We start from the raw sequence: 23,258 nt of genomic DNA on the forward strand, positions 1-23,258 counted from the left end.
CGTGAGAACGTTTATCATTTTTGCAGACCAGTATAGATACATGAGTCAGGGGGAATCGGAGATACAACCGGTGAAAAAGGCGTTTCGGACGGTGACACCACCGTATCACGGGCATCCGGACAGCGAAATGAACGCCATCGGTATCGCGATATTTCTCGGACTGCTCGTGCTGATGGTGCCACTGTTGCCGTTTCTGGTCATCGTGTGGGCAATCTCGAAACTGACCGAAGCACTTGCACAGAAGGCACCAATCGGTGACGAAGAGCAGTGACGAAAACACTGCAGCGAAAATAGCGCGACGAGATTACTGGACGCCGAGGAGGTCGAACGGGTAGCCGTTGTCGTTTTCGTTCGCGTGTTCGTAGACGACGTGAGCGGCGGCCACGTCCTGAATGGCCAGTCCAGTGCTGTCGAAGACGGTGACGCCGTCATTCTCGGTTCGTCCGGAAAGGTCACCGATAACGATGTCGCCGATGTCGCCGTGGATGTCGTCGTCCGAGAGGACGCCCTCGTTGTACGGGACGTTGATTTCGCCGGAGTGGGTCGTCTGTGCGTGGTCGTCGATGACGAGTTTCGCGTTTAGCAGGATTTCGTCCGCGAGTTCGTGTTTGCCTTCCGCGTCCGCGCCCATGGCGTTGACGTGCGTATGTTCGCCGAGGTTCTCGGCGGAGACGATCGGGGTTTCGACGGGCGTAACCGTCGAAAGCACGTCGCAGGATGCGGCCTCGGAAATCGAACCCGCGCGAACGTCGAAGTCGTCATCGAAGTAGTCGATGAAGTCCGCGACGGCTTCCTCGTTCAGGTCGCTGATGACGACGTCCTCGATCGGGCGAATTTCCGAAATCGCCTCCAACTGCGTGTAGGATTGGACACCTGCGCCGATGAGGCCCATGCTCGTCGCGTCCTCGACGGCGAGGTGGTCGGTTGCGACTGCCGCCGCCGCGCCCGTGCGCTTCATCGTGAGTTCGGTGCCGTCCATAATCGCCAGCGGGAACGCGGTTTCGGGGTCGCTGTACACCATCGTCCCCATGACGGTCGGCAGGTCGAACTCCTCGGGATTGTCGGGGTGGACGTTCACCCACTTGATACCCGCGGCATCCCAGTCGTCCGCGTCGAGGTAGGCGGGCATCGACCGAAAGTCGCCGTTGTACTGCGGCAGGTCGATATAGGATTTTGCAGGCATCTGTGCGTCCCCGGTTGCATACGCCGCGAAGGCGTCCTCGATGGCCCGGATGAGTTCGGGCATCTGTGTGTTCTCGTCTACGGCATCCTGATTGAGCAGGAGTGTTTCCATAGTCGGAGGGAAACGTGGTTCCCACTTAGTTCCATCTTTTGCGGTTTTCGCGCGGCTTTCGCCGAGAGTTGTGGGGGTTTGGAGTATTTTTCGAGCTATCGTTCCTTGGATAGTCGAGAGCAATGAATCGAGAGAAAGAAAAAAACGGCTCAGGCGTGCTCGCTAGTGCTCAGCACTCACTTTCGTCTTTCTGTCCGCTTTCGTCTTCGTCCGTCTCTCCGTGGTCGTGTTGGTGTTCACTCCCGCGTTGCTGCTCGCTCTCGTCTTCGTCCGTCGAATCGTCTTCTCCACCGTGTTCGTGGTCGCTCCCCACCATTGTCACGGAATCACGCCCGGAAAAGCCGTGTTCGCCGGAATCGTCTTTCTCCCAGCGAAGTTCGGCCTCCATTTCGTCGCCGTCGAATCCGGCGTCCTGAACCCGGAAATGGAGAACTAATTCATCATTGCCATCCCCATCGACGTCTTCGACGTGTCCACCGTGAATCGGACACGCTCCGCCGCCGTCGGCGACGGCGGCGGGCGATCCGAATCGGTAGCGAACCGCTTCACTGGTCGGGTCGAACTCGTCGGTTTGGAAAACAGCGACGGGAACGACACCGCGGCCATTGAGATTGATTTCGTTCGAGTCGTCGTCCGGTTTCACGTCGATGTCGAGTTCGTTCGGGAAATGTGCAACTGCGGTACTGCTGAGAGTTGGAACCGCGAGGGCGGTCACAGCAACTCCGGCACCGGCCGTGAGGAAATTGCGGCGATTAGTTTGGTGTGAATTCGTCTCGTCCGAAGTGTCTTTCTGGGAAGGCACAGCAACCGAAAATCATCACGGTGAGAGAATAGCGATTCTGGCACGATTGTCGAAAGGAACTGTAGGGCTGCCGACTATCCAGAAAACGCACCGCTAGTCGATTGAGGAGCAAAAAATCGAAACGGCCGGAACTGGTTAGAGAGCGGTTCAACCGGCGGTTGTGACCAGCGCACTCACCGCGAGCGAGGAGCAACGCGACGAGTGAGCGGGCCAAGGAACCTCCGGAGGCGCGGCGTTGCCGCGCCGAAGTGAGGTGACGCAGTGCTTTTGATCCAGCTTTTGTCAGTGGACGAGCGCCTGTGGCGCTCGTTCACGCAACAAAAGGTGGTTTCACATCGCGCCGCCCATTCCGCCCATGCCACCCATGCCGCCTGCTGGTGGGCCGCCTGCGCCCTCGTCGCCACCTTTGTCGGTGGAGAGGTCGCCTGCGGAGATGATGTCGTCGATTTTGAGGACGAGGTTCGCGGCCTCGGTGGCACTGGAAAGTGCCTGCTCTTTCGCGTGGGCTGGCTCGACGATGCCTGCTTCGAAGGTGTCTTCGACGTCGCTGCTGAAGACGTTCAGACCGGCGCGTTTCTCGCCGTCTTCGTGTGCCGCGCGGAGGTCAACGAGCGTGTCGATGGAGTCAAGTCCGGCGTTCTCGGCGAGAACGCGTGGGACGAGTTCGAGCGAGTCAGCGAACGCTTCGACTGCGAGCTGTTCTCGGCCTTCCACGCTGTCGGAGTAGTCGCGGAGTCGGGAGGCGAGTTCGACTTCGATTGCTCCGCCGCCGGAGACGACGCGACCGTCGCTGACAGTCTGTGCAACGACGTCGAGGGCGTCCGTGATGCCGCGTTCGAGTTCGTCAACGACGTGGTCGGTGGAACCACGCAGGAGAAGCGTGACACCGTGAGCGTCGTCGCCGCCGGAGACGTAGAACAGTTCGTCGCTGTCGTCGCGGGTGATGCTCCCTTCTCCGAGTTCGATTTCGGAAGCGCTGTCGAGGTCCGAGACGATGTCCGTGCCGAGAACTTCGCGGAGGAACTGAATGTCGCTCTTTTTCGCGCGTCGGACGGCGAGGATGCCTTCCTTGGCGAGGTAGTGCTGTGCGAGGTCGTCGATGCCTTTCTGGCAGAAGACGACGTTCGCGCCCGTTTCCTTGATTTGCTCGACCTTCTCTTTCAGCTGTGCTTCCTCGCGGTCGAGGAAGTTCTTGAGCTGGTCTGGATCGTTGATGGAGATTTCGGTGTCGACATCGGTTTCCTCGACTTCGACGGCTTCGTTGAGGAGGAGAACCTTGGCGTCTTCGACCGATTTCGGCATGTTGTCGTGGACGGGGTCTTTGTCGATGACTGCACCTTCGAGCAGTTCGGACTCGCCCGCGGAGCGACCGGTCTGCGTCTCGATGTTGATGAATTCGAGGTCAACGGTGTCCTCGACGGTGACCGCCTGCACGGCGTCAACGATGATTTGGCTGAGAACTTCCTTATTGAGTTCCGCGCCCTTGCCGGTCATGCTAGTTTCTGCGACCTTGCGGAGGAGGTCTTCGTCGTCGGTGTCGACGTTTTCCGCGATGTTGTCAACTTCCTCGCGAGCCTTCTCGCTTGCGAGGTGGAATCCTTTGATGACCGCCGTCGGGTGGATGTCCTGTTCGAGGAGGTTCTGCGCGTTCTTGAGGAGTTCGCCCGTCACTGCGACGGCCGTCGTGGTGCCGTCTCCCGCCTCGTCCTCTTGGGTTTCGGCGACCTCGATAATCATCTCGGCCGTCGGGTTGTCGATGTCCATCTCCTTGAGGATGGTCACGCCGTCATTCGTGATGGTCACGTCGCCCATCGAATCGACGAGCATCTTGTCCATCCCTTTCGGTCCGAGTGTGGAACGTACAGCATCCGCGACCGCTCGCGCCGCGGTGATGTTGTGTTCCTGTGCGTCTTTGTCTTTGACGCGCTGGGAATCCTCGGACATTACGATCATCGGCTGACCTTGCATGCGCTGACTCATAGTACAGAAGCGACTATGTTTGTGCTTCTATATAAATCTTTATTTCGTGTGTGAGGATACCACTGTAAGACGACAATCGGAAATGCGAAAAACCGCAAGAGTGCGGTAAGGTGTGTTTAGGCCGTGACGCTAGTTAACATGAATCTCTGTTACTACGTACCGGACTGAAGCGAGGATTTATATACTGTATTCGGCGATGGTTCCCATTTTTCACGTCGAACCGCGTAGCCCCGGCTAATGCACTCGCTCGACGGGTCGTCCGGCGGTGGGCAACTGCTTCGCTCCGCAGTGTCGCTTTCCGCCCTCTCCGGCGAACCGTTTCGAATGACCGGGATTCGAGCGGGTCGTTCGAATCCCGGCCTCAGGCCACAGCACCTCGCCGCCGTTCACGCCGTCGCTCGTGCCTGCAACGCGGAACTGTACGGAAATACAATCGGTTCCGAGGCACTGACGTTTCGACCGAAAATCGCCGACGGTGGTAGATTTTCGATTGACGTGGAAACGGCGGGAAGCATGGTGTTGGTTTTCGATGCACTGTTGCCACTCGCAGTGGCCCTCGGCAAACCCCTCTTAGTCACCGTCACTGGCGGCACAGACGTTCGGTGGTCGCCGACAATCGACTACTTCCGCCATGTGAAACTCCCGCTCTGTCGCCGATTCGGACTGCTTGCCGGTGTCGATAGTTCCCGAACCGGCTACTACCCAGCAGGTGGCGGAGAGGCAACGCTGTGGGTCGCACCGTCTTCACTTGCTACAATCGACCTCGTGGAACGCGGGGAACTCACCGGCGTCCGGATTTACTCGAAAGCATCAACGTCGCTCGCGGAGCAGAACGTCGCGGAACGGCAGGCGGAAACTGCACGCGAACGACTCGGTTCTGCGGGACACTCAGTTCTCGAACGTCGGACGACCTACGCAAAATCGAACTCCACTGGAAGCAGTCTGCTCGTCCGTGGCGAATACGGCGAGATGGGCGAGAACTATTCCGTCGCTGGATTCGACGGACTCGGCGAGCACGGTGTTCCCGCGGAGGACATCGCAAAACGCGTCGTCGGTACGTTTTCCGCGTTTCAGGACGGCTGTGGAGTCGTGGACGAGCACATGGCCGACCAACTGTTGATTTTCCTCGCGCTCGCGGGCGGGCGCGCGGCGATTCCGAAAATAACGGCGCACATCGAAACGAGTCTGGAACTGCTGGCCGCCTTCGGCTACGACGTTTCGCTGGTTCGTGAGCCGAATCCGATGCTGGTCGGCGAATAATCGGTTATCTGTCCCGTTCCGGAACTTCGGTGTGGCCGCGGTGGAGGTTCCGATGATAATAGACGTTGATTGCGCCGGAGAGCGTAACTAACACCGCCAGTCCAAGCGCCCAGCCGAAATCCGGAACGAGTCCGAGCGGCCCGGCCTCCAACCACGCGCCGGTGACGAGGGCCAGACTGACACAACCGAGGACGAAGTAGTACTGCGACCACGGCAGATCGTTGTCAGGAACGACCTCCAGATACACCGTCAGTTTCTCTGCCTTGTCCGTCAGCGAAATGTTTCCATGAGCGGGGTCGTACTCCATGAATCCAGTTTCGTCCAGTTTCGGAAGATGTGCCTGCTGAAGTGTGTTATACACCCGTTTTCGCTGTTGTGAACCTACTTCGGGAATGGAAATGTCGTTTTCCCACGCCGCGATTTGGGTCGCCAACTCACCGATTTCGACCGGTTGCTCGTGTTGGCGAAGATAATGAAGCGCGTATCGCCGTCGTTGATTGCTCAATATTTGGAACACGACGTCTCTGGACAGCGGTTCGCCGACCTGCTTCATCTCGCCCGTTTGACTTCCCATCTGTCGTTACCTCCCGAAAGAATGTTCTTTTCAGGAATGTATCACCACAAGTACTTAATTTTTTGTGCTATCCTAACAGAAGTTCTGTGTGGCAAAGACGCGCTCGCTGTCGGCGTAGTAGACGCCGATTCCCTCGCGTTCCCAGTTTTCAGAAAGCATATTTTCGCGGTGGCTCGGCGAGTTCATCCACTGCGTGACGACGCCGCGTGCGAGTTCGTCGGCGGTTCGATAGCGAACGACGGTGCCGTTTTCCGTTCGCACCCGGCGGTCGAAGTAGGTGTAAGCGATGTTTTCGCCCGCACCCCGAAGGCAGTGATAATCGGCTTCCCGATAGCGGTCACTTGGACTCTCACCGGAGGGAGAGACGTGTGAAAAGTAGCTCTCGCGGCCCATCTCCTCGCTGTGATTGCGCGCGATGTCCCGGAGTGCGGTGTCGAACTCGACGGGTTCTAGCCCGTGGTCGGTTCGCTCCTCGTTCACGTAGCGATGGATGTAGAACTCGGCCCACCGACGAAACTCGGGGTCAGTCGGTTCTGTCACTGCCTCGGGATTGTCCTCGGGAACCTCGATGACTTCCGCACCTTGAAACGAATCGAGCGTGTCCCCGCCGGGAACCGGATAGCCGACGAAGTACGCGCCGAAAAACAACAGTGCCGCGAAGACGAGGATTGGAGGGACGAGCGAACGCATTCGGTTTCCCTTCGACCCGGAGAAAGATGAACCCCATGCCCGATCTTAGTTTCAGAGTGAATCTGACGCACAGACGAAAACAAAAGTCGTTGGGGAAATCGGCGAAATGATAGCCCGATAGTCCAAAAAACTGGCAGAAAGCAGGGTATTACGTCGGTCGCGGCCGTCTCTTCGATTGCCGATGAGCAAAGCAACCTTCGAACTGTATCAGGACGCCCGTGAGGAATGGCGCTGGAGACTGGTTCACGACAACGGTAACATCATCGCGGACAGCGGAGAGGGATACGAACGGCAGGCAACCGCGGAGCAAGGAATCGAGAGCGTACAGGCGAATGCGTCGAGTTCCAAAATCGACATTCTGGAGTAGTCGGCCGTAGTGGCTTCTGTCGTCAGTCGTACCCGACTCGTGGGTCGAGAACGGCGTAGGCGATGTCTTGGAGGAGATTCCCGGCCAGTCCGAGGAAGACGGGAATCATCGTCGTCGCTAAGATAAGACCCGCATCCCTCGCTCTGATGGCTTGGAACGCGAGGGCACCGAACCCGGGCAGACCGAACACCGTTTCGACCACGAGAAGCGTGATAAACAGGATTGTAAGGGTTTCCGCAAAAAACAACGAAACGAGTGGCAACGCCGCGTTGCGGATGACGTGACGGCCAACGTCGCTCGCACGGGCACCGTTCGAGCGAAGCGTTTTCACGAACTCCGCGGGCACGTATTCGAGGGATGTCGAACGAGTGTACCGAATCTGCACCGCGAGCAGGTTGATGGTCACCACAGCCATCGGAAGGAACATGAAGGGAAGGTTTTCCGGCGACCAAAGACCGTACCGGTCGTCGAAGTACGACGCCTGAATGTCGATTCGTTCGAGCACGAGCAGGGACGCCCACGACGCGAGCCAGAAACTCGGTAGCCCCAATCCGGGGTAGGTGATTGCGGTAACCAGTCGGTCGATGTAGCCGTGTTGGTGAACTGCCGAATACAGTCCAATCGCGGAGCCTAAAACGACAGACAGGACGACTGCCGGAACGAGATAGACGAGCGTAATCGGGAGCGCGTCTCCGAGGCGGTCGGTAACTGGTTCACCTTGAATATCAGTTCCCCAGTCGAGCGTCGTGTAGGCGACTATCCAGTCGATATATCGGTCGAGAATCGGCTTGTCGTAGTTTCTCGCCTCGGCATAGGCGTTTTCGGCTGCTTCCGCCGACCCGCCACCCAATGCCGCCATGACACCGGCAGTTTCCTGTCCGGGGTCAGGCGCGAAGGCAAAGACGAGAAAGATGGACGAAAGGAGTAGGTACGCCGCAAACACCGTCCAGAGAACGCGACGGGCGATATATCGGCGCACGGCTATCGCAACTCCGTTGGATGGCTGTGCTCCGTCGGACAGCCATACTCCACCGGCCGCCCGTTTCTATTTCCGGTCGAAACCGTCGATACAGTTTCGGAGACAGTCACTGACTCCATGGTATTGTCCACCACAATTCGTTCGGGCCGAATAAATGTTTCCGATGTTACAGTCGGGAGGGTGATAAACTACTGCATACCACGACTAAATTGACTGAAATAAAACCCATATTTTTATACTGTGGCTGCATTAGCTACGGCAGACTGTCACAAAATTGTCTCATTCCGAGGGGACGGGACAGGAGGATTCAACGGTTTATGGCCACATCACACGACACATTCGATGCAATCGACTGGGACGAGTACACGACCGCTTCTCGGTCAGTATCGTGGCGAACGAAGCTGTTTTCGCTCGTCGTAACTGCACTCCTGCTCGGCTTTCTGTACGACGTTTTCGTTCTTCCAGACGACAACCCCATCATTTGGGAATGGAACGTTACTATGCTGGATTGGTTGTTCATGCTCTCGCTTTCGGTGTTCGCCTTCTACGTTCTCGCGCCGCTGTATCTCAACCGGGAACTGACCCGCGAGCGGTGGCGACAACTTCGCACGAATCGAGTGGCGGTGGCCAGTCTCTGCTATCTCGTCGTCTTTTTCGTCGGCGGACTGTTCGGCCCGATGGTTCACGAACCCCTCACGAACGCAATCGCGTCCGCGGACGACTTCGCGTATGGAATGGCACCGTATCAGCCTCCAGTCGGATTTTCCGCCCCGTACTACGGAATCGGCATCACGCACTGCGTCGGCGACATCTCGAACAACGCTTGCCACGGCAGTTTCGTCCACCCGTTCGGAACGACGTCCAGCGGGGAAGACCTCTTCCTCAAAATTCTGCAAGGGATGCGAATCGCGCTGCAGGTGACGCTCATCACGGCGACGCTCATCGCACCCCTCGCAACCGGCGTCGGCATCGTAGCGGCGTACTTCGGCGGGTCGGTCGATGAGGCGCTGATGCGCTACGTGGACATCCAGCAGGCGATTCCGCCGCTGTTCGTCTTCCTGCTCCTCGAAGCGCTGTACGGCGGCAGTATCCTCCTCATGATAGGTGTATTCGGGCTACTAAGTTGGGGCAGTACCGCGAGACTCGTTCGAAGTGAAGCACTGCAAAAGCGCGAGTTGGGATACATTCGTGCCGCCCGAAACGCCGGAAGCAGTCGCCTGAAAATCATTCGACAGCATATTCTTCCGAACGTCTCCAGCACCGTTCTCGTGGCCATCACGCTCCAGATTCCGATGCTCCTGCTCATCGAGGCGATGCTCGGCTACTTCCAACTGCACGGCCCGGGACAGAACTCGTGGGGGTATCTGATATACGCCGCGTTTTTGAGCGACTTCCACCCGACGCTTCTCTGGTGGGCCGAAGTCATTCCGGTCGTCTTCCTCATGCTCACCGTGGCCTCGTTCAACTTCCTCGGTGACGCGCTCCGAGAGATACTCGACCCGCGAACCCGGGAGGGACTATGAGTGACCCACTGCTGTCCGTTTCGGGACTTCGGACGACGTTCGATACGCCGCGTGGAACCGTCACGGCGGTCGATGGCATCGACTTCGACGTACATCGCGGCGAGACGGTTTGTCTCGTCGGCGAATCCGGTTCCGGAAAAACCGTCGCCTGCGAATCCATCACGAGATTAATCGCATCGCCGCCCGGCGACATCACTGACGGGCGAGTCGTTTTCGACGGCCAGAACGTCCTCGACTGTTCGTCCCGCGAGATTCGCGGCAACAAAATCGCCTACGTGTTCCAGAACCCGCAAAACGCCCTCGACCCGGTCTACACCGTTGGCGCGCAGGTCGCGGAGTCGGTGCAGTTTCATCAGGACGTGAGCGACGAGGGTGCAAAAGAACGGGCAATCGACCTCCTCGACCGCGTCGGGATTCCGAAAGCCGAGGTTCGCTCGAAGGATTATCCACACGAGTTTTCGGGTGGAATGCGTCAACGCGTCGTCATAGCGATGGCACTGGCTGGCGAACCCGACCTGCTCATCGCGGACGAACCGACGACGGCATTGGACGTGACCATCGAAGCCCAAATTTTAGACCTCTTGCGCGATTTGCAAGACGAACGCGACATGGCGATTCTGTTCGTCACGCACGACCTCGGCGTCGTGGCCGAAATCGCCGACAGAGTCGTCGTGATGTACGCCGGAAAGGTGATGGAACGCGGGGACGTTCGGGCGATTTTCGACCAGCCTTCGCATCCCTACACGCAGGCGCTTCTCGCCTGTCTTCCGGGACAAGGCAGTGGTTTGCAACCGATCGGCGGGTCGATGGCCGACCCGATTTCGCCACCCGCTGGCTGTCGATTTCATCCGCGGTGTCCGCATGCAATCGACGCGTGCGCTCAAAACGGACAACCGCCGCTACAGGGCGTCGGAACCGACCAGAAAGCGTCGTGCATTTTCCATCGTTCCGACCGTGATTCGTCCGTCGTACTGGACAGAGAGGCAGAAGAAGCGGGAGAAGCGGAAAGAACGCGGGAGAACGTACAATGAGCGATCACAGTGAGAATTCAAAGATGAAATCGGATGAGAGCAGTTCGGATGAACAAGCTCTGCTCTCGGTTCGCGGATTGAAACAGCAGTATCCAGTCACGGAAGGGCCGCTCCGCCGGGAAGTCGGTACCATCCACGCGGTCGATGGCATCGACTTCGACGTGCATCGCGGTGAAACCCTCGGACTCATCGGCGAATCCGGGAGCGGTAAATCGACAGCAGCGACTGCCCTCTTGCATCTCGAAGACCCAACCGCTGGAACCGTTCGCTTCGACGGCAACGAGATTGGAGAGTACGACCGAACCGAACAGAAGGTGTTCAGACGCCGGGCACAGAGGGTGTTCCAAGACCCGACGACGAGTTTTGACCCACGAATGACCGTCGGCGAATCGGTGGCCGAACCGCTTTCGATTCACGGCATGACCGACGCCGACCAGCGACGTGCGATTACGGAGGACATCCTCCCGCGGGTCGGTCTGTCCGCGGAGCAGGCAGACCGCTATCCACACGAACTCTCGGGTGGGCAAAAACAGCGAGCAGCACTGGCACGGGCGCTGATTCTCAATCCCGACCTGCTCGTGTTGGACGAACCGGTGTCAGGACTCGACGTGTCCGTGCAGGCCGAAATTCTCACGCTCCTGTCCGACTTGCAATCCGAGTTCGACCTCTCGCTGCTGCTCATCACGCACGACATGGGCGTCGTGCGCGAAGTCGCAGACCGCGTGGCGGTGATGTACCTCGGCGAAATCGTCGAACGCGGGGCGACCGAAGCCCTGTTCCGGAAGCCGCAGCATCCCTACACGCAGGCGCTCGTTTCCGTGATTCCGACGCCCGACCCCGATGCGAAACAACGTCGCGTGACGCTCCGCGGCGACGTGCCCGACGCGGCATCGCCGCCGTCGGGCTGTCGATTTCATCCGCGCTGTCCGGCCGTCATTCCGCCCGAAAACTACGATTTCGAGCAGGACGAGTGGCGCTCGGTGATGGATTTGCGGGTTGCAGTTTCGGACGACGACGTAGACCTCGATTCGCTTCGAACCCTCGTCGTCGCACGAGAGGAAGCGGAAACTGCGGATGCAGTTTCCGCCGAACAGTTGCAGTCTGCGATTCGGGAAGAGTACGAGATACCAGCGAATTTGAGCGATGAAGACGCTGAAACGGTGCTGGCGTCCGCGCTCTCGGACATCGTTTCGGGTGACGTTGCCGGTGCAGATGAGCGACTTCAGAGTGAGTTTTCGACGATTTGCGAGCGAGAGAATCCACGAGAGCAGTCTACTGATGCGGGCCATCCTGCGGCTTGCCATCTCCACGAGATTGAAGAAACGGACGAAGAGTGGAACTGGGTTTCGGTGGACTGAGTCGGCGTGTGGTTGGAACTGTGTTCGGGGTGCGGAGTTCTAAGAGGCACGAAACCGAATCTGTGGGAGAATGGCATCAGAACGAACGAAACGGGCAGTGCTTGCGAAACTCGAACGGGCGTATCCGGGGCCGATGACGGGGCGCTCGCTGGTTTCGCTCGTGGAGGACGATTCGCGGGAAACGGTCGAAAAGGCGCTGAGCGAGTTGGTGGTCGAACAGCGTGTGGAGCGGCGGCGGGAGAAGGGAATGACGAAATATCGGCTGAAAGAATAGCTTTGTTTCCCGTTTTAGGGGGCATCCACCACGCAGTGCTCACGGTTTTGTTCGCAGAAAATACGCCGGGACTGGGATTTGAACTCGCCGAGACGTTCCGGGCCACTCACTACGTTCGTTTTCCAGGCGTGCGACTCGTCTGCTCAAATCCAGTCAAATCGTTTCTCGTTCGCTGGTTTGGCGAGCATACGCTACGCGATGCTCCCCGATTAACTCACTCGAAAACGCCGGGACTGGGATTTGAACCCAGAATCCCATAAGGGAACACGCTTTCCAGGCGTGCGCTTTGCCATTCGGCCATCCCGGCCTACCAATTTGTAACCGGGTGGAGCTTTTAAACCCTTCTGTTCTAATCGAGAAGGCCGTCGGCGACGTAGGTCGAAGCCGACGCGCCGACGGCGACGAGGAGCGCCATCCCGACTTTCAGTCCGATGGAGTACCGATAGTCGGTGAAGAGTTCGTACCCCTGCAAAAGAACGAGAAACGAGAGGAGGCCGACGACGCCCCACAGGAGACTCGCCTTGACGCGGGGGTGCATGGCTTATTCCGTGCTGGCGATGGCTTCGATTTCGACGCCGACGCCTTTCGGCAGATTAGCGACCTCGACGGCGCTTCGTGCTGGCGGGTTGTCTTGGAAATACTCCTTGTAGGAGTCGTTCATCTCGTCGAAATCTTCGATGTCGTCCATGAAGACGGTTACCTTCAGCACGTTCTGCATCGTCAACCCTTCTTCTTCGAGAATACCTTTGACGTTCTCCAAACTCTGTCGGGTCTGAACCGCGATGTCTTCGTCGTCGAGCAGGTCGCCATCCGGCGTCATCGGAATCTGTCCAGCGGTGAACAGGATGTCGCCGTTCGTGGTTGCTTGACTGTACGCGCCGACCGCCTCGGGAGCGTCCTGCGTGCTAATAACGCGCTTCATGTCGGTGTGTTCGCCCGCCATAACTTAAACCCACGTCAAAAGGAGACGAAAGACAGACGGATTCACCCGGAAATCAGAGCGAACTATAAACGAAAGAACAGAGTGAAAAAGCGATTCAAATCAGACGAGAACTTCCACGTCGAAACCACTTTCTCGAAGCGATTCGAGCAACGCTTCGACGTGTGCCTCGCCGCGCGTTTCGAGGTCAAGTTCGACTTCTGTCGCGTTCATGGCGATGTCACGGGAGGTGCGGTCGTGCTGAATGGCGTAGATGTTCGCCTGTGCTTCTTCAATCACGTCGAGCAGTTGGCGAAGCGACCCGGGGCGGTCTTTGAGGACGGTTTTGATTTTCAGGTAGCGCCCCGTTTCCACCAATCCGCGCATGATGACCGTGGTGAGCATGTTCATGTCGATGTTACCGCCGCTCAGAACCGGAACTACGACCTCGTCGTCCTCGAAGTCGAACTTGCCTTCGAGTGTCGCCGCGAGGGTGACTGCACCGGCACCTTCCACGAGCGTTTTTCCGCGTTCGAGCAGGTAGGCGAGTGCGACCGCGGTTTCCGAATCTGAGACGGTGACGACTTCGTCAACGCGGGATTCGATGATGTCGAAGTTCTTGTAGCCGACACTCCGAGTTGCGATTCCGTCCGCGATGGTGTCCACGCTGTCGAGCGTTTGTACCGACCCCTTCTGGAGCGAGTCGGCGACGCTCGATGCGCCTTCGGATTGCACCCCGACGATTCGTGCGTCCGGATTGTGGCCCTTGATGGCGGTTGCGATGCCGCTGATGAGGCCGCCGCCGCCGATGGGGACGACGACGGTGTCAACCTCGGGCAAATCGTCCACGATTTCCAAGCCGATGGTTCCCTGTCCGGCCATCACCATCTCGTCGTCGAAGGCGTGGACGTAGGTGCGTCCTTCTTCCTCCTCGATTTCGTGGGCGCGTTCCGCGGCCTCATCGTAGTCCTCGCCGTGGAGGACGGTTTCCGCGCCGTAGTTCTCGGTGGCCCGCACCTTCGAAATCGGGGCGTGTTCCGGCATGACGATTTTCGAATCGACATCGCTTCGCGTGGCCGCGAGCGCGACCCCCTGTGCGTGGTTGCCCGCGCTGGCGGTGACGACGCCTGCGGCCTTTTCGTCCTCCGAGAGCGTCGTGATTCGGTTCGTCGCGCCGCGGATTTTGAACGACCCAGTCCGCTGGAACGTTTCCAGTTTCAGGTGGACTTCCGCGCCCGTCATCCGAGAGAAAGTGTGTGAGTAGTCGAGCGGTGTGTGCCGAGAGGTTTCGGCGACGCGCTCACGCGCCTCCTGCACATCCTCTAGTTCTAGCATGGTGGTCGGTAGTTTTCGGGTCGCTTTATCGTTTGGGAAGCACACCGGTCGAGTCGGTCGGGAGTTCGGGTAAAAACCCGATTTCGAGTGAATAGTTCCGGAAAAGAATGTGTGTTTATGGCAGCTATTGCGACAGGTCGAAAGGCTGAACTAACGGCGATGAGTTGGGCCAGCTCGTGGGCAAGTTCGCCGAAACCGCGCGCGACCACATCCGCGATACCCTCGCCGAGCGTCTGCCGCGGTTCGTCTGGGAGACGGAACATCGGATTCAGCGAACGCCAGTTGACGTGGTCGGCCACACTGACGACCATTTCGTCGCCGTCGAACTGGAGTGGCGCAGGGCCGACCCGGTAAACAACACCGCCAAACTGCTCTACTACGTGGACGAGGGCAAACTGGCCGAATACGACCAAATTTCCGTCTTTCAGGTGTTTACCGGCTACTACGATTTGGCGTCCGGCGGAATTTCATCGAAGCGTGAAATCGCCGAATTCGTCGGCGACGTGGCCGCGGACTCTTTTTCGCAGGTTTCGTTTTCGCCGGTAACGTTCGGCCTCGAACCGCCGAAGCGGGGCGGCGAGTGGCCCGACGAGTGGAAGTCGGTTGCCGAGGAGACTGTCGAGGAGATTGTTCGCCGAGTGTGAGTTGGCGCGATGAGAGTTGTCAGTTGCTACAATTTAGATCATCAGAGACTTGTTTCCTACGTAGCTAGCTGTTGCCGACTCCAAATACCGCAACCGCAACAGACCACTCCCTCCCCAACCGATTCCTTCGCTCAGTCCTCCCTCGCGCGGGCGAACCGTTGGTTTGCCTTCGCGCGCCACATGGAAACGTTGAGTTTCGGAATCCTCACAATCACTCTGGCGCGTGCGTCGGCAGGGCTGAGGAAATCCGAAGCCCTGCCGATTACTGCGCGAGGGATGACTGAGTGAGCGTCGAAAGGAGCGAACGAAGGAATCGGTTGGGGAGGCGTGTGGTCTGTTGCGGTAGCGGTTTCAGTGGAGTTGTGAATTGCCCGCAGAACTCAACTGGGCGGAGAGATCCAGATAGGCAACTCCTGCACCGAATTGGAGTCGTGAACTGCGGATAGAATTCAACCAAAACTGTATTTCATTTTCGACGCTACCCTACCTACTCCAAAACGACGAGCTCGTCGTCGAGCATGTCCGACAGTACTTCCCGAGCGTGGCCATCCGGGTCAACGCCGTCGTAAACCGCTTCTACCTCACCGCCCGCCAAAACGAACGTCGTCCTTGGGGTGTAATCGTCCTCGACTTCCACGCCGAATGCGTCGGCAATCTCGCCGTCGGGGTCGGCCAGCAGGTCGAATCCGAGGTCGAACTTCTCGGCGAAGGCCTCGTGGCTCTCCACATCGTCGGTCGAGACGCCGTACACCGTCGCACCTGCATCGCGGTACGACTCCAGTTCCGCGTTGAACTGCTTCGCTTCGACGGTGCATCCCGGCGTGTCGTCGCGAGGATAAAAGTACACGACTGTGGGGGCTTCGAACTCCGGCGAAACCGTCTTGCCGTGCTGATTGTTCGCGGTTACTGCGGGCGCGTCGTCACCTGCTTCGAGCGTCATGTCCGGCGATTACGCCCGAAGTGGCAAGCCGTTTGTGGTTGCGCTTTCGAATTAGCTGATTTCGATGTTGTGCGAATCGTCGCTCCCGCTGATTTTCGGGAGCGTTACCGTCAGCACGCCGTTTCGGTATTCGGCCGAAACGCTCGATTCGTCTACTGGGTCGGGGAGCGAGACCGTTCGGCTGACCGACCGCTGACTTCGCTCCTGCCGGAGATACTCCTCGCCTTCCTCCTCGACTTCGGATTCGTGTTCCGCGGAGATTCGAAGGCGGTTTTCCTGAAGTGCGATATCGAGGTCGTTTTTTTCGAATCCGGGTAAGTCGGCGGTAACGACGTATTCGTCGCCGTTATCGACCACATCGACCGAAATCCCGCCGGTCTGCCAGTCCATTCCGCCGCCGAACTGGCCGCCCATCTCGTCGAACTGCCTGCTCATTCGCTCGAACATCTCCTCTAGTTCATCGAACGGATTCTTTCGTCGTGACATGCTCTTACCTGTAAATCGGTTCAACGCGCTAACGCTTAAAAATTCACGCCGATTTCAACACTGCGCCGAGTCAAATGTCAGTTCGACCCGAACAGAACGTGTTCCGTGTCGTAGGAGCCGAGTTTTCGAACCCAACCGTTTTCCGCGAGCGCTTCGACTTCCGCGAGTGCCTCCTCGGTTCGCTCTTCGTACAGTCCAGCTTCGAAATCGACGTGGAAGACGTAATCCCCGAGGCGTTCGCCGCTCGGGCGGGATTCGACCCGCGTAAGGTTGATGTCGCGCTCGGCGAACGGTTCGAGAAGCGAGAGCAAGAGTCCGGGATAGTTCGCGCTGGGATAGACGACGAGCGATGTCTTGCCGCCTGCACGCGAGCGTTCGCTTGCGGGTGCGACGACGAAGAATCGGGTTGCGTTCGAGGTTCGTTCCTGAATGTCTTCCGCGAGAACCGTCAACTCCTCGGCGTTGTCCGGATGGGCAATCGCCGCCACGGAGGGGTCTTCGCGGGCGCGTTCGACGCCGCGAGCGGTGCTTGCGACGGCCTCTCGATTCGCGTCGGGATACTCCGATTCGAGATAGGCCCGGCACTGCGCGAGCGCCTGTGCGTGACTGGCAACTGTCTCGAAATCGCCGGTTTGGGAAATCAAGGCGTGGCGAATCGGCGTCACGAGTTCGCGGACGACGGCAACGTCGTTTTCGGCGAGGGCGTCGAGCGTGGTCGTGACGCTTCCTTCGATGCTGTTCTCGATTGGAACGACACCGCGGTGATACTCGCCGTCGGCGACCGATTCCACGATGGACGTGACCGACTCGCGGAACGAAACGTCGTCCGAGACTGCGCGGGCGGCACGATGCGAGTACGTTCCCGCCGGACCGAGCGTAACTGCCTGCATGCGGAAGAATCTCTGTTCGGCGGGGAAAAGCGCGTCGGGGACGGCAAATTAAGCGTGTTCTCTGGCAGTCGTTCTATCGACCAGTTTGTAAAATCGACCCGCATCGCCGTCAGCGGTTCGTTCCTGATACGCGAACGCAAAATCACCGGCATCGAACGCGTCGAACCACCGTTTCCACGAAACGGGAGATTTGTCGTTTTCGTCACCCGCGTCATCCGCAGTCGTGTCGTCGTCCGAACCGTCGCCCGGGAACAGAATCCGAGGGATGGTGATGCCCTTTCCACCCGCTTTTTCCACGGCAGGACTGCCACCGTTTTTCTCGACCCACTGTCTGATAGTCCGGTGGTCTGTCGTCACTCGACTGTGCTCCGTATCGAGATTGGCATCCGTCATATTCTTCTGAACAATATTCCGTTAGTGAAACGTGTGCCTGAGCCTGATGCTTGCGAATGCAGGGAGATGTGAACGAGTTCGGGCATCTGGTGTGCTGTAAACAGGTTCGGTCGGGAAAGAGGGTATATGTTGCGTTTCGAACACAGGGAAAACAGCGTTCCGAACACAAAGTAGCGAAATACAACGCGGCGGTCGGATTTAAGACGAAGAACGACGATTCATCTCGCATGGTAAGTGACTCTGGCGAGCGGCCGGACGAGGAAACTGACGTGGAAAAAATCGAACTCGGACAGGAAATTTACGACGGCGACGGAACCAAACTCGGCACCATCCGTGGCTTCGACGAATCAGGATTTTACGTCACGATGCGGGAAGGGTACGAAGCATTGTCCGTCGGGCACGCCCGCGCAGGCCACGAGTTCGGCGAAGCGGAGTTGATGTGGCGCTGTTCGAACTGCGGCGAAATGGGGGATTTGGACGACGGCCTTCCCGACACCTGTCCGAACTGCGATAAGCCGAAAGAAGAACTCTACTACTGGACTGAAGATTAAAATCGCGTACTGAGCGGAAGACTGCATTTTTCACCGCCCACTTCCTCGGTCGGATATGGACATCGTCGTGTTCGGTGCGGGAAGCCTCGGAAGCCTCATCGGTGGGTTGCTCGCCCGAGAGCACAGGGTCACCCTCGTCGCCCGCAACCCGCACGCGACAGCAGTGCGCGAATCCGGTCTTCAGGTCTGTGGCGAGTTCGATTTCCACGTTCATCCGAACGCGACCAGCGACGGGAACGAACTGCGGGCCGACTGCGGCATCGTGACGGTCAAAGCGTTTCAGACAGAGGCCGCTGCCCAGCAGTTGGCGACCGGCGAGTTCGACGCCGTGCTCTCGCTCCAGAACGGAATGGGAAACGAAGAGATTCTTGCGAAACACCTCGACTGTCCGATTCTCGCCGGAACTGCGAGTTACGGCGCGGTGCTGACCGACCCCGGAACCGTCGAATGCACCGGAATCGGGCAAATTGTTCTCGGAGCACCAGAAGGGGGCGGTTCCGACGTGGCGCGCCGCGTTGAAACCGCCTTCACGACCGCGGGAATCGAAACGGAACTCGCGGACGACATGCCGCGACGACTATGGGAGAAACTCGCGGTAAACGCCGGAATCAATCCGATAACCGCACTCTCTCGGGTGGAAAACGGTACCGTGCTGTCCGACGAAGCCAACGAAATCGCGGCGACTGCGGCTCGCGAAACCGCGCGAGTTGCCCGAGCAGATGGCGTCGAACTAACCGACGAAGACGCCGTTTCTGCCGTCGAAACGGTCGCAGCTGCGACCGTTTCGAACGTCTCATCCATGCGCCAAGACGTGGAATCGGGTCGGAAAACGGAAATCGGTGCGATAAACGGATTTGTTGTGGCTCGGGGGAGAGAACACGGTATCGAAACGCCGGTAAACCGGACGCTGTCGGGACTCGTGAAAACGTGGGAGCGCGAAAGCGAAAACAAAAACGAAAACGAATGAGACGGAAAACAGCGGGTGTCACGACCGCATAATTACGAACAGCGCCGCCAGACCGCCGATAACGAGAACGAACCAGTAACTCGCAAATCGGTAGATGAGGGTCGCCGCGACGGCCGACCCCGTCGTAATCGGCGCGAGGCCGACAATGAGGACGACCAGCGCCGCCTCGACGCCCGCCAGTCCGCCCGGCGTCGGCGTCAATCCGGCCAGCGTGCTTGCAGGAACGATGAACAGGACGAGAAGGAGTCCGAGCGGCAATCCGAGCGATCGTCCGGCGAAGTACAGCGGCAGGGCGAAGAAAACCCACCCGGTGTAGGAAAACACCAGCGCGAACAGGAGTTCGCGCGGTTCGTCCGCGATTCGCTCCAACGACGCATAGAACCGCTCGATTCGGGTGCGAATGCCATCAACCGTGATTCGGTTCGTCCGACTGGCGAACGGACGAGCAAGCCGAAGGACGAGGTCTTGGACGCGCTCGCGGAAGCGCCATCCGGCGTAGGCAAGTGCCGGGACACCGAACGCCAGCACGACGAGTCCTTGTGCGAGCGTCTTCGCATTATCCGGAAGCGACGCCTGCAACAGGAGATAGCTCAAGCCGAGGGCCGCGAAATTAAAGAACGGCAGGAGGTTGAGCAAGTCCGCCGTCACGACGCTGGCGAGGCTATCTTCGTAGCTCGCTTCCGTATCACGGGACAGGATGTAGGCGATAAACGGCTCGCCACCCGCCTGTCCGAGCGGTGTGACGTAGTTGGCGAACGTCGCCGCGAAATACGTGACGACGAGGCGTTTGAACTCCACTTTGATGTCGAGCACTGCAAGGACGATTTGCCACGCTTTGCCCCACGCGGCCAAGCCGACGACCGTGGAGGCACAGGCGACCCAAACCCACGTGTAATCCGCTCCCTGCAGTGCGGAAATCACACGCCGCCATCCGGCGACGACGACGAGCAGATAGAGGAGGACGCCTGCAACGACGAACCCCAGCAGTAGCTTTCCGGTACTCAAGCGTTCCGAAAGCCCTTCGGACAGCGCTTCTCCGCCGTCCGGTGCCGACTCGTCTGTCACGTTAGTCGATGTAACCGAGGTCTTGCAATCGACCCTTTGCGTCGTCGCTCATATCACCCAACACGTCGTCGTCGGAGACGTCCTTCCACTCGCCGCCGACGGATTCTTCGAACTCCGAAAGTGCCGATTCGAGTTCGGCTTCTTCCTCGCTTCCTTCGCCACGGGCGTCGTGAAGTTCGTCGGGGTCGTCGTCCAAGTGGTAAAACTCGTCCGGGATGCGTTCGTTGCGGATGTATTTAGCATCCGGACGGCGAGCCGAACGCATCCGGGAGTAGAACCGTGAATCCTTGTCTAACTGAATGTTCGCGCGCTTCGCTTTCTCTTCGAGTTGTTTCAGTTCAACGACAGGGCGGTAGTACTCCACGAAGGCACAGTCGCCGTCGCCCGGCACATCCTCTGCAAAGGAACGATAATCTTGGTTGAGAAGCGACCGCGCTTCATCCAGCGGGCGAGTCGAACGCGACGCGGAGACGCCAGCGTGGTCGAGAACGGTGTGGTACAGGTCGATGAGTTCGACCTGTTCGTCGCTCACGTCGGCGTCTAGTTCCGGATGTTTGACCATCAGTGGAACGTTGATGAGCGGGTCGTAGATACAGAATTCGTGGCCGTACAGGTCGTGTTCGTCGTGGAGTTCGCCGTGGTCTGCACAGATGACGACCATCGTGTCGTCCCACTCGTCGTTCGCCTGCATCCACGCGAACAGTCGCTGAAGTTGGTCGTCGATGTGACGAATTTCGGCATCGTAGAGACCGCGAATCGCGTCCCACTCTTTGTCGCTGATGTCGCGCGCACCGCAGTTGAACTCCTTCGAGTTCTGGCACACTTTGGTCGAATCGACGTTCGGCGCGAACTGCTGTCGATACTCCTTCGGCGGATGATACGGCAGGTGGGCGTCCATCAGGTTGATGAACGAGAAGTACGGCCCGTCGGAGTTGTCGATGAACTCGATGGTCTGGTCAATGACCTGCGGCGTCTTCGAATCCGCACCCTCGCCGCTGGCGAGATATTCGTGGGCAACGTTGCCGAGACTGACGAGTTTGTCCGCGACGGTGCGGAGTTTCTCGTTGTCGTTCATCATCTTCCACGCCTTCGCCATCGGCCCGGAGAGGAAGTCACCGGGCATCACTTCGAAGAAGTTGTCTTGGTCGTCGAAGCCGTCCGTGAGATGGGTGTACGGCGTTATCCACGCATTCGAAGAGTAACAGGAGGTGTCGTATCCGGCGGCAGAAAGCGTTTCTGCGAGCGTCGTCGCACCCTCGAGATATGGGTTTTCCTGACTCGCGCCGTGTTCGCTGGGGTACATCCCAGTGAACAGCGAGGCGTGAACCGGCAGAGTCCAAGGGGCGGGAGCAACTGCTTGCTCGAAAACAGTTGCATCCTCCGCAAACCGTTCGAGGCCCGGCGTCGTCGGTTTGTCGTATCCGTAGACGGAGAGGTGGTCTTTACGCACCGTATCCATCACAACGAATACCACGTTCTTCGCCGTGGCGTCGTCGTTCGTCATACTGTCGCCTGCTACACCGTCCGGTGGGATAAATATCGTGATTCGGTGCGTGGAATCGGCCGAAAACTAAAAATACTGGCGTTAGAAGGGAGCCTGCGGCCCTTCGTCGTCGTCGTCGCCGTCGTCGCTAGTTTCGCCGGGGAAGGATGGACTCATTCCGCCACCGCCGCCACCCATTCCGGTGTCGGCGTTGACTTTCTCGATTTCCGGGATCTCTTTGACCATTCGGCTCTTGATAGCCTGAATCGTCATCGGGGAGATGCCACAACCGCTGCACGCGCCACCGAGCATGATGGTTACTTCACCGGTTTCACGGTCTAAGTGCTGGATTGCGGCACTGCCACCGTGCATCTGAATCTGCGGGAAGTTACGTCGCAGGAAGTTGCTGACCCGTTCTTCGAGGTCGTCGCCGTCTCCCTGAGTTTCGGTGCTCATATGCCCAGATATGGTTCCAGCCTCCTTAGGCCTTTCCACTGTCCACGAGTCGAATTTGACGAGCTTTGCCGATTGTTTCCGTGGATTCGCGTTATTCGCGGAAAACGTTAGTTACTCGATTGGAGTCCGAACACACGCGTCAGTTCCGACTCGATTCGCTCAACGTAGGCATTGAGGAGTTCTTCTAACTTCTCGTCGTCCACGAGTACTCCTTGTACCCGGTCAACCGGGTCGTCGGGTAGTTCGACGCGGAACTCGCCGTCTCCCTCGTAGAACGGTTCGCTCTCGTTCAACACCTGTTGGTCGATGGCGTGAATGACTTGTGAGTCGTATCTGTCGTTCATGTAGTTGAAGGCGTTTTTGTACGCTCGTTGGAGTTCGTTGAAGTAATGAACGTACTTGTCCTCGAACTTCTCGGGGTCGAACTCGGTCATGGACGAAACGTAGAGAGGGCCGGGTAAAAATGGGACTATTCGAAGCGTTCACCACACGACGACGAGACCGAGGAGGCCACCGGCAACCAAACCGACGCCGACGAACAGAACTGCATCCACGACGTGAAATGCATTGTCGGCGTTCAGATGCGCGTCTTTCGCAGTGTAGCCGATTTCGACAGCGGCATGTGCAGTGTTGGCTGGCGTAGCAGTCGTCGCCGCGAAGTAGCCGAGGAGCATGACTGCGCCGAGTCCGGTGCCGAGCAACGCGGCTGGCCCGCCGAAGCCAGCAGAGATGCCGAAAACGACGACTGCAACCGTGAGGAGTGCAGTGATTCCGGCAGTCCCGACTGCCGTACCGAGAAGTCGCCAGTCGATACCGCCAGCCGAACTGTTCGAATCCATGACAATACTACTCAACCGTTCGCCATTAGTGTATGGGTGAGTGACACGACTGGTTGGCCGCCATGAAAGGGAATATATTCGTGGCGGGACGAACTGGATACACCATAGTTGAGCGAACCGTGAAAGACGCAAATCCATGATTCGGGTGTTTACAGCAC

The 23,258-nt window shown here is 58.5% G+C and carries 28 protein-coding genes and 1 tRNA gene; 10 read left to right on the forward strand and 19 right to left on the reverse strand.

Translation table 11 applies throughout. From position 1 onward, the window contains the following. Positions 1-40: 40 nt before the first annotated feature. Positions 41-271, forward strand: coding sequence for a DUF7535 family protein (locus tag HL45_RS00085; protein ID WP_049969086.1), 231 nt, complete (start codon positions 41-43; stop codon positions 269-271). 33 nt (positions 272-304) lie between these two features. On the opposite strand, the gene HL45_RS00090 is transcribed toward HL45_RS00085, so the two are convergent. The 3 genes from HL45_RS00090 to thsB form a co-directional block, all read right to left on the reverse strand. Next, positions 305-1,294 (reverse strand): ornithine cyclodeaminase family protein, encoded by a 990-nt coding sequence (locus HL45_RS00090; RefSeq protein ID WP_049969087.1) that lies wholly within the window; start codon positions 1,292-1,294, stop codon positions 305-307. A gap of 169 nt (positions 1,295-1,463) precedes the next feature. Continuing rightward, on the reverse strand, positions 1,464-2,009 hold the full coding sequence (locus tag HL45_RS00095; RefSeq protein ID WP_233274646.1) for a hypothetical protein: 546 nt from the start codon (positions 2,007-2,009) through the stop codon (positions 1,464-1,466). Between the two features lie 417 nt (positions 2,010-2,426). After that, the gene (gene thsB / locus HL45_RS00100) at positions 2,427-4,076 is read right to left on the reverse strand and encodes a thermosome subunit beta (protein WP_049969088.1); all 1,650 of its coding nucleotides are present in this window, start codon (positions 4,074-4,076) and stop codon (positions 2,427-2,429) included. A 237-nt stretch (positions 4,077-4,313) separates the two neighbouring features. On the opposite strand from thsB, the gene rtcA reads away from it, so the two are divergent. Continuing rightward, entirely contained in the window at positions 4,314-5,336 is a 1,023-nt protein-coding gene (gene rtcA / locus HL45_RS00105; protein WP_049969089.1) for an RNA 3'-terminal phosphate cyclase, read from the forward strand. A 4-nt stretch (positions 5,337-5,340) separates the two neighbouring features. Here the strand turns inward: rtcA and HL45_RS00110 are convergent, their stop codons facing one another. Together HL45_RS00110 and HL45_RS00115 are read right to left on the reverse strand one after the other, a co-directional pair. Beyond that, positions 5,341-5,910 carry a DUF7344 domain-containing protein gene (locus tag HL45_RS00110; RefSeq protein WP_049969090.1) on the reverse strand — a complete coding sequence of 190 codons (570 nt, stop codon included), beginning with the start codon at positions 5,908-5,910 and terminating at the stop codon, positions 5,341-5,343. A gap of 72 nt (positions 5,911-5,982) precedes the next feature. Continuing rightward, positions 5,983-6,600 carry a CAP domain-containing protein gene (locus tag HL45_RS00115; RefSeq protein WP_049969091.1) on the reverse strand — a complete coding sequence of 206 codons (618 nt, stop codon included), beginning with the start codon at positions 6,598-6,600 and terminating at the stop codon, positions 5,983-5,985. 181 nt (positions 6,601-6,781) lie between these two features. Between HL45_RS00115 and HL45_RS00120 the strand changes: the two genes are divergently transcribed. Further along, positions 6,782-6,967, forward strand: a complete 186-nt coding sequence (locus HL45_RS00120) for an HVO_2922 family protein (protein WP_049969092.1) — start codon at positions 6,782-6,784, stop codon at positions 6,965-6,967. A gap of 22 nt (positions 6,968-6,989) precedes the next feature. Here the strand turns inward: HL45_RS00120 and HL45_RS00125 are convergent, their stop codons facing one another. Further along, entirely contained in the window at positions 6,990-7,946 is a 957-nt protein-coding gene (locus HL45_RS00125; protein ID WP_049969093.1) for an ABC transporter permease, read from the reverse strand. 317 nt (positions 7,947-8,263) lie between these two features. Between HL45_RS00125 and HL45_RS00130 the strand changes: the two genes are divergently transcribed. The 4 genes from HL45_RS00130 to HL45_RS00145 all read left to right on the forward strand — a co-directional run bounded on the left by HL45_RS00130 (position 8,264) and on the right by HL45_RS00145 (position 12,132). Next, on the forward strand, positions 8,264-9,469 hold the full coding sequence (locus HL45_RS00130) for an ABC transporter permease (RefSeq protein WP_049969094.1): 1,206 nt from the start codon (positions 8,264-8,266) through the stop codon (positions 9,467-9,469). Then, a complete protein-coding gene (locus HL45_RS00135) occupies positions 9,466-10,500 on the forward strand; it encodes an ABC transporter ATP-binding protein (protein WP_049969095.1) in 1,035 nt (344 codons plus the stop codon). The genes HL45_RS00130 and HL45_RS00135 overlap by 4 nt, the downstream gene beginning before the upstream one ends. Beyond that, positions 10,497-11,858 (forward strand): ABC transporter ATP-binding protein, encoded by a 1,362-nt coding sequence (locus HL45_RS00140; RefSeq protein WP_084156759.1) that lies wholly within the window; start codon positions 10,497-10,499, stop codon positions 11,856-11,858. Before HL45_RS00135 ends, HL45_RS00140 begins: the two co-directional genes overlap by 4 nt. A 70-nt stretch (positions 11,859-11,928) precedes the next feature. Beyond that, positions 11,929-12,132 carry a hypothetical protein gene (locus HL45_RS00145; protein WP_049969097.1) on the forward strand — a complete coding sequence of 68 codons (204 nt, stop codon included), beginning with the start codon at positions 11,929-11,931 and terminating at the stop codon, positions 12,130-12,132. Positions 12,133-12,357: 225 nt separating this feature from the next. On the opposite strand, the gene HL45_RS00150 is transcribed toward HL45_RS00145, so the two are convergent. The 4 genes from HL45_RS00150 to ilvA all read right to left on the reverse strand — a co-directional run bounded on the left by HL45_RS00150 (position 12,358) and on the right by ilvA (position 14,386). Further along, positions 12,358-12,439, reverse strand: a tRNA-Ser gene (locus tag HL45_RS00150). A 42-nt stretch (positions 12,440-12,481) separates the two neighbouring features. After that, positions 12,482-12,670 (reverse strand): hypothetical protein, encoded by a 189-nt coding sequence (locus HL45_RS00155; protein WP_049969098.1) that lies wholly within the window; start codon positions 12,668-12,670, stop codon positions 12,482-12,484. A gap of 3 nt (positions 12,671-12,673) precedes the next feature. Then, complete coding sequence (locus HL45_RS00160; RefSeq protein ID WP_049970023.1) at positions 12,674-13,054, reverse strand: Rid family detoxifying hydrolase; 381 nt, start codon at positions 13,052-13,054, stop codon at positions 12,674-12,676. Positions 13,055-13,174: 120 nt separating this feature from the next. Beyond that, complete coding sequence (ilvA, locus tag HL45_RS00165; protein WP_049969099.1) at positions 13,175-14,386, reverse strand: threonine ammonia-lyase; 1,212 nt, start codon at positions 14,384-14,386, stop codon at positions 13,175-13,177. 176 nt (positions 14,387-14,562) lie between these two features. Here ilvA and HL45_RS00170 point away from each other — a divergent pair, with 176 nt between their 5' ends. Continuing rightward, on the forward strand, positions 14,563-15,030 hold the full coding sequence (locus tag HL45_RS00170) for a hypothetical protein (protein ID WP_049970024.1): 468 nt from the start codon (positions 14,563-14,565) through the stop codon (positions 15,028-15,030). A gap of 487 nt (positions 15,031-15,517) precedes the next feature. Here HL45_RS00170 and HL45_RS00175 read toward each other — a convergent pair whose 3' ends face one another. From HL45_RS00175 to HL45_RS00190, 4 genes are all read right to left on the reverse strand, one after another. Continuing rightward, positions 15,518-15,970: a peroxiredoxin gene (locus HL45_RS00175; RefSeq protein WP_049969100.1), complete on the reverse strand. Its 453-nt coding sequence runs from the start codon at positions 15,968-15,970 to the stop codon at positions 15,518-15,520. 51 nt (positions 15,971-16,021) lie between these two features. Beyond that, positions 16,022-16,456: an archaeal heat shock protein Hsp14 gene (gene hsp14, locus HL45_RS00180; RefSeq protein WP_049969101.1), complete on the reverse strand. Its 435-nt coding sequence runs from the start codon at positions 16,454-16,456 to the stop codon at positions 16,022-16,024. Positions 16,457-16,533: 77 nt separating this feature from the next. Beyond that, positions 16,534-17,346, reverse strand: a complete 813-nt coding sequence (gene pheA, locus HL45_RS00185) for a prephenate dehydratase (RefSeq protein ID WP_049969102.1) — start codon at positions 17,344-17,346, stop codon at positions 16,534-16,536. Between the two features lie 48 nt (positions 17,347-17,394). Next, complete coding sequence (locus HL45_RS00190; RefSeq protein WP_049969103.1) at positions 17,395-17,739, reverse strand: hypothetical protein; 345 nt, start codon at positions 17,737-17,739, stop codon at positions 17,395-17,397. 227 nt (positions 17,740-17,966) lie between these two features. Between HL45_RS00190 and HL45_RS00195 the strand changes: the two genes are divergently transcribed. Further along, a complete protein-coding gene (locus tag HL45_RS00195) occupies positions 17,967-18,290 on the forward strand; it encodes a DUF7130 family rubredoxin-like protein (protein WP_049969104.1) in 324 nt (107 codons plus the stop codon). A 55-nt stretch (positions 18,291-18,345) separates the two neighbouring features. After that, on the forward strand, positions 18,346-19,257 hold the full coding sequence (locus HL45_RS00200; protein ID WP_049969105.1) for a ketopantoate reductase family protein: 912 nt from the start codon (positions 18,346-18,348) through the stop codon (positions 19,255-19,257). 18 nt (positions 19,258-19,275) lie between these two features. Here HL45_RS00200 and HL45_RS00205 read toward each other — a convergent pair whose 3' ends face one another. The 5 genes from HL45_RS00205 to HL45_RS00225 form a co-directional block, all read right to left on the reverse strand. Next, on the reverse strand, positions 19,276-20,322 hold the full coding sequence (locus HL45_RS00205; RefSeq protein WP_049969106.1) for a lysylphosphatidylglycerol synthase transmembrane domain-containing protein: 1,047 nt from the start codon (positions 20,320-20,322) through the stop codon (positions 19,276-19,278). A gap of 1 nt (position 20,323) precedes the next feature. Then, on the reverse strand, positions 20,324-21,826 hold the full coding sequence (locus HL45_RS00210) for a sulfatase (protein ID WP_049969107.1): 1,503 nt from the start codon (positions 21,824-21,826) through the stop codon (positions 20,324-20,326). Positions 21,827-21,907: 81 nt separating this feature from the next. Beyond that, complete coding sequence (locus HL45_RS00215) at positions 21,908-22,261, reverse strand: iron-sulfur cluster biogenesis protein NfuA (RefSeq protein WP_049969108.1); 354 nt, start codon at positions 22,259-22,261, stop codon at positions 21,908-21,910. 107 nt (positions 22,262-22,368) lie between these two features. Continuing rightward, on the reverse strand, positions 22,369-22,695 hold the full coding sequence (locus tag HL45_RS00220; RefSeq protein WP_049969109.1) for a DUF5783 family protein: 327 nt from the start codon (positions 22,693-22,695) through the stop codon (positions 22,369-22,371). 48 nt (positions 22,696-22,743) lie between these two features. After that, on the reverse strand, positions 22,744-23,100 hold the full coding sequence (locus HL45_RS00225) for a hypothetical protein (RefSeq protein ID WP_049969110.1): 357 nt from the start codon (positions 23,098-23,100) through the stop codon (positions 22,744-22,746). Positions 23,101-23,258: the final 158 nt, after the last annotated feature.

Origin of the sequence: Haladaptatus cibarius D43 (assembly GCF_000710615.1) — an archaeon.
GTDB lineage: Archaea > Halobacteriota > Halobacteria > Halobacteriales > Haladaptataceae > Haladaptatus > Haladaptatus cibarius.

What these genes read in the sequence shown, in the direction of transcription:
- HL45_RS00200 (WP_049969105.1), top strand. Translation starts at nt 18,346, where the DNA reads ATGGACATCGTCGTGTTCGGTGCGGGAAGCCTCGGAAGCCTCATCGGT.
- HL45_RS00210 (WP_049969107.1), bottom strand. Translation starts at nt 21,826, where the DNA reads ATGACGAACGACGACGCCACGGCGAAGAACGTGGTATTCGTTGTGATG.
- HL45_RS00135 (WP_049969095.1), top strand. Translation starts at nt 9,466, where the DNA reads ATGAGTGACCCACTGCTGTCCGTTTCGGGACTTCGGACGACGTTCGAT.
- HL45_RS00090 (WP_049969087.1), bottom strand. Translation starts at nt 1,294, where the DNA reads ATGGAAACACTCCTGCTCAATCAGGATGCCGTAGACGAGAACACACAG.
- HL45_RS00155 (WP_049969098.1), bottom strand. Translation starts at nt 12,670, where the DNA reads ATGCACCCCCGCGTCAAGGCGAGTCTCCTGTGGGGCGTCGTCGGCCTC.
- HL45_RS00160 (WP_049970023.1), bottom strand. Translation starts at nt 13,054, where the DNA reads ATGAAGCGCGTTATTAGCACGCAGGACGCTCCCGAGGCGGTCGGCGCG.
- HL45_RS00140 (WP_084156759.1), top strand. Translation starts at nt 10,497, where the DNA reads ATGAGCGATCACAGTGAGAATTCAAAGATGAAATCGGATGAGAGCAGT.
- HL45_RS00145 (WP_049969097.1), top strand. Translation starts at nt 11,929, where the DNA reads ATGGCATCAGAACGAACGAAACGGGCAGTGCTTGCGAAACTCGAACGG.
- ilvA (WP_049969099.1), bottom strand. Translation starts at nt 14,386, where the DNA reads ATGCTAGAACTAGAGGATGTGCAGGAGGCGCGTGAGCGCGTCGCCGAA.
- HL45_RS00120 (WP_049969092.1), top strand. Translation starts at nt 6,782, where the DNA reads ATGAGCAAAGCAACCTTCGAACTGTATCAGGACGCCCGTGAGGAATGG.
- pheA (WP_049969102.1), bottom strand. Translation starts at nt 17,346, where the DNA reads ATGCAGGCAGTTACGCTCGGTCCGGCGGGAACGTACTCGCATCGTGCC.
- HL45_RS00220 (WP_049969109.1), bottom strand. Translation starts at nt 22,695, where the DNA reads ATGACCGAGTTCGACCCCGAGAAGTTCGAGGACAAGTACGTTCATTAC.
- HL45_RS00085 (WP_049969086.1), top strand. Translation starts at nt 41, where the DNA reads ATGAGTCAGGGGGAATCGGAGATACAACCGGTGAAAAAGGCGTTTCGG.
- HL45_RS00195 (WP_049969104.1), top strand. Translation starts at nt 17,967, where the DNA reads ATGGTAAGTGACTCTGGCGAGCGGCCGGACGAGGAAACTGACGTGGAA.
- HL45_RS00115 (WP_049969091.1), bottom strand. Translation starts at nt 6,600, where the DNA reads ATGCGTTCGCTCGTCCCTCCAATCCTCGTCTTCGCGGCACTGTTGTTT.
- HL45_RS00190 (WP_049969103.1), bottom strand. Translation starts at nt 17,739, where the DNA reads ATGACGGATGCCAATCTCGATACGGAGCACAGTCGAGTGACGACAGAC.
- thsB (WP_049969088.1), bottom strand. Translation starts at nt 4,076, where the DNA reads ATGAGTCAGCGCATGCAAGGTCAGCCGATGATCGTAATGTCCGAGGAT.
- HL45_RS00175 (WP_049969100.1), bottom strand. Translation starts at nt 15,970, where the DNA reads ATGACGCTCGAAGCAGGTGACGACGCGCCCGCAGTAACCGCGAACAAT.
- HL45_RS00215 (WP_049969108.1), bottom strand. Translation starts at nt 22,261, where the DNA reads ATGAGCACCGAAACTCAGGGAGACGGCGACGACCTCGAAGAACGGGTC.
- HL45_RS00130 (WP_049969094.1), top strand. Translation starts at nt 8,264, where the DNA reads ATGGCCACATCACACGACACATTCGATGCAATCGACTGGGACGAGTAC.
- rtcA (WP_049969089.1), top strand. Translation starts at nt 4,314, where the DNA reads ATGCACTCGCTCGACGGGTCGTCCGGCGGTGGGCAACTGCTTCGCTCC.
- HL45_RS00225 (WP_049969110.1), bottom strand. Translation starts at nt 23,100, where the DNA reads ATGGATTCGAACAGTTCGGCTGGCGGTATCGACTGGCGACTTCTCGGT.
- hsp14 (WP_049969101.1), bottom strand. Translation starts at nt 16,456, where the DNA reads ATGTCACGACGAAAGAATCCGTTCGATGAACTAGAGGAGATGTTCGAG.
- HL45_RS00110 (WP_049969090.1), bottom strand. Translation starts at nt 5,910, where the DNA reads ATGGGAAGTCAAACGGGCGAGATGAAGCAGGTCGGCGAACCGCTGTCC.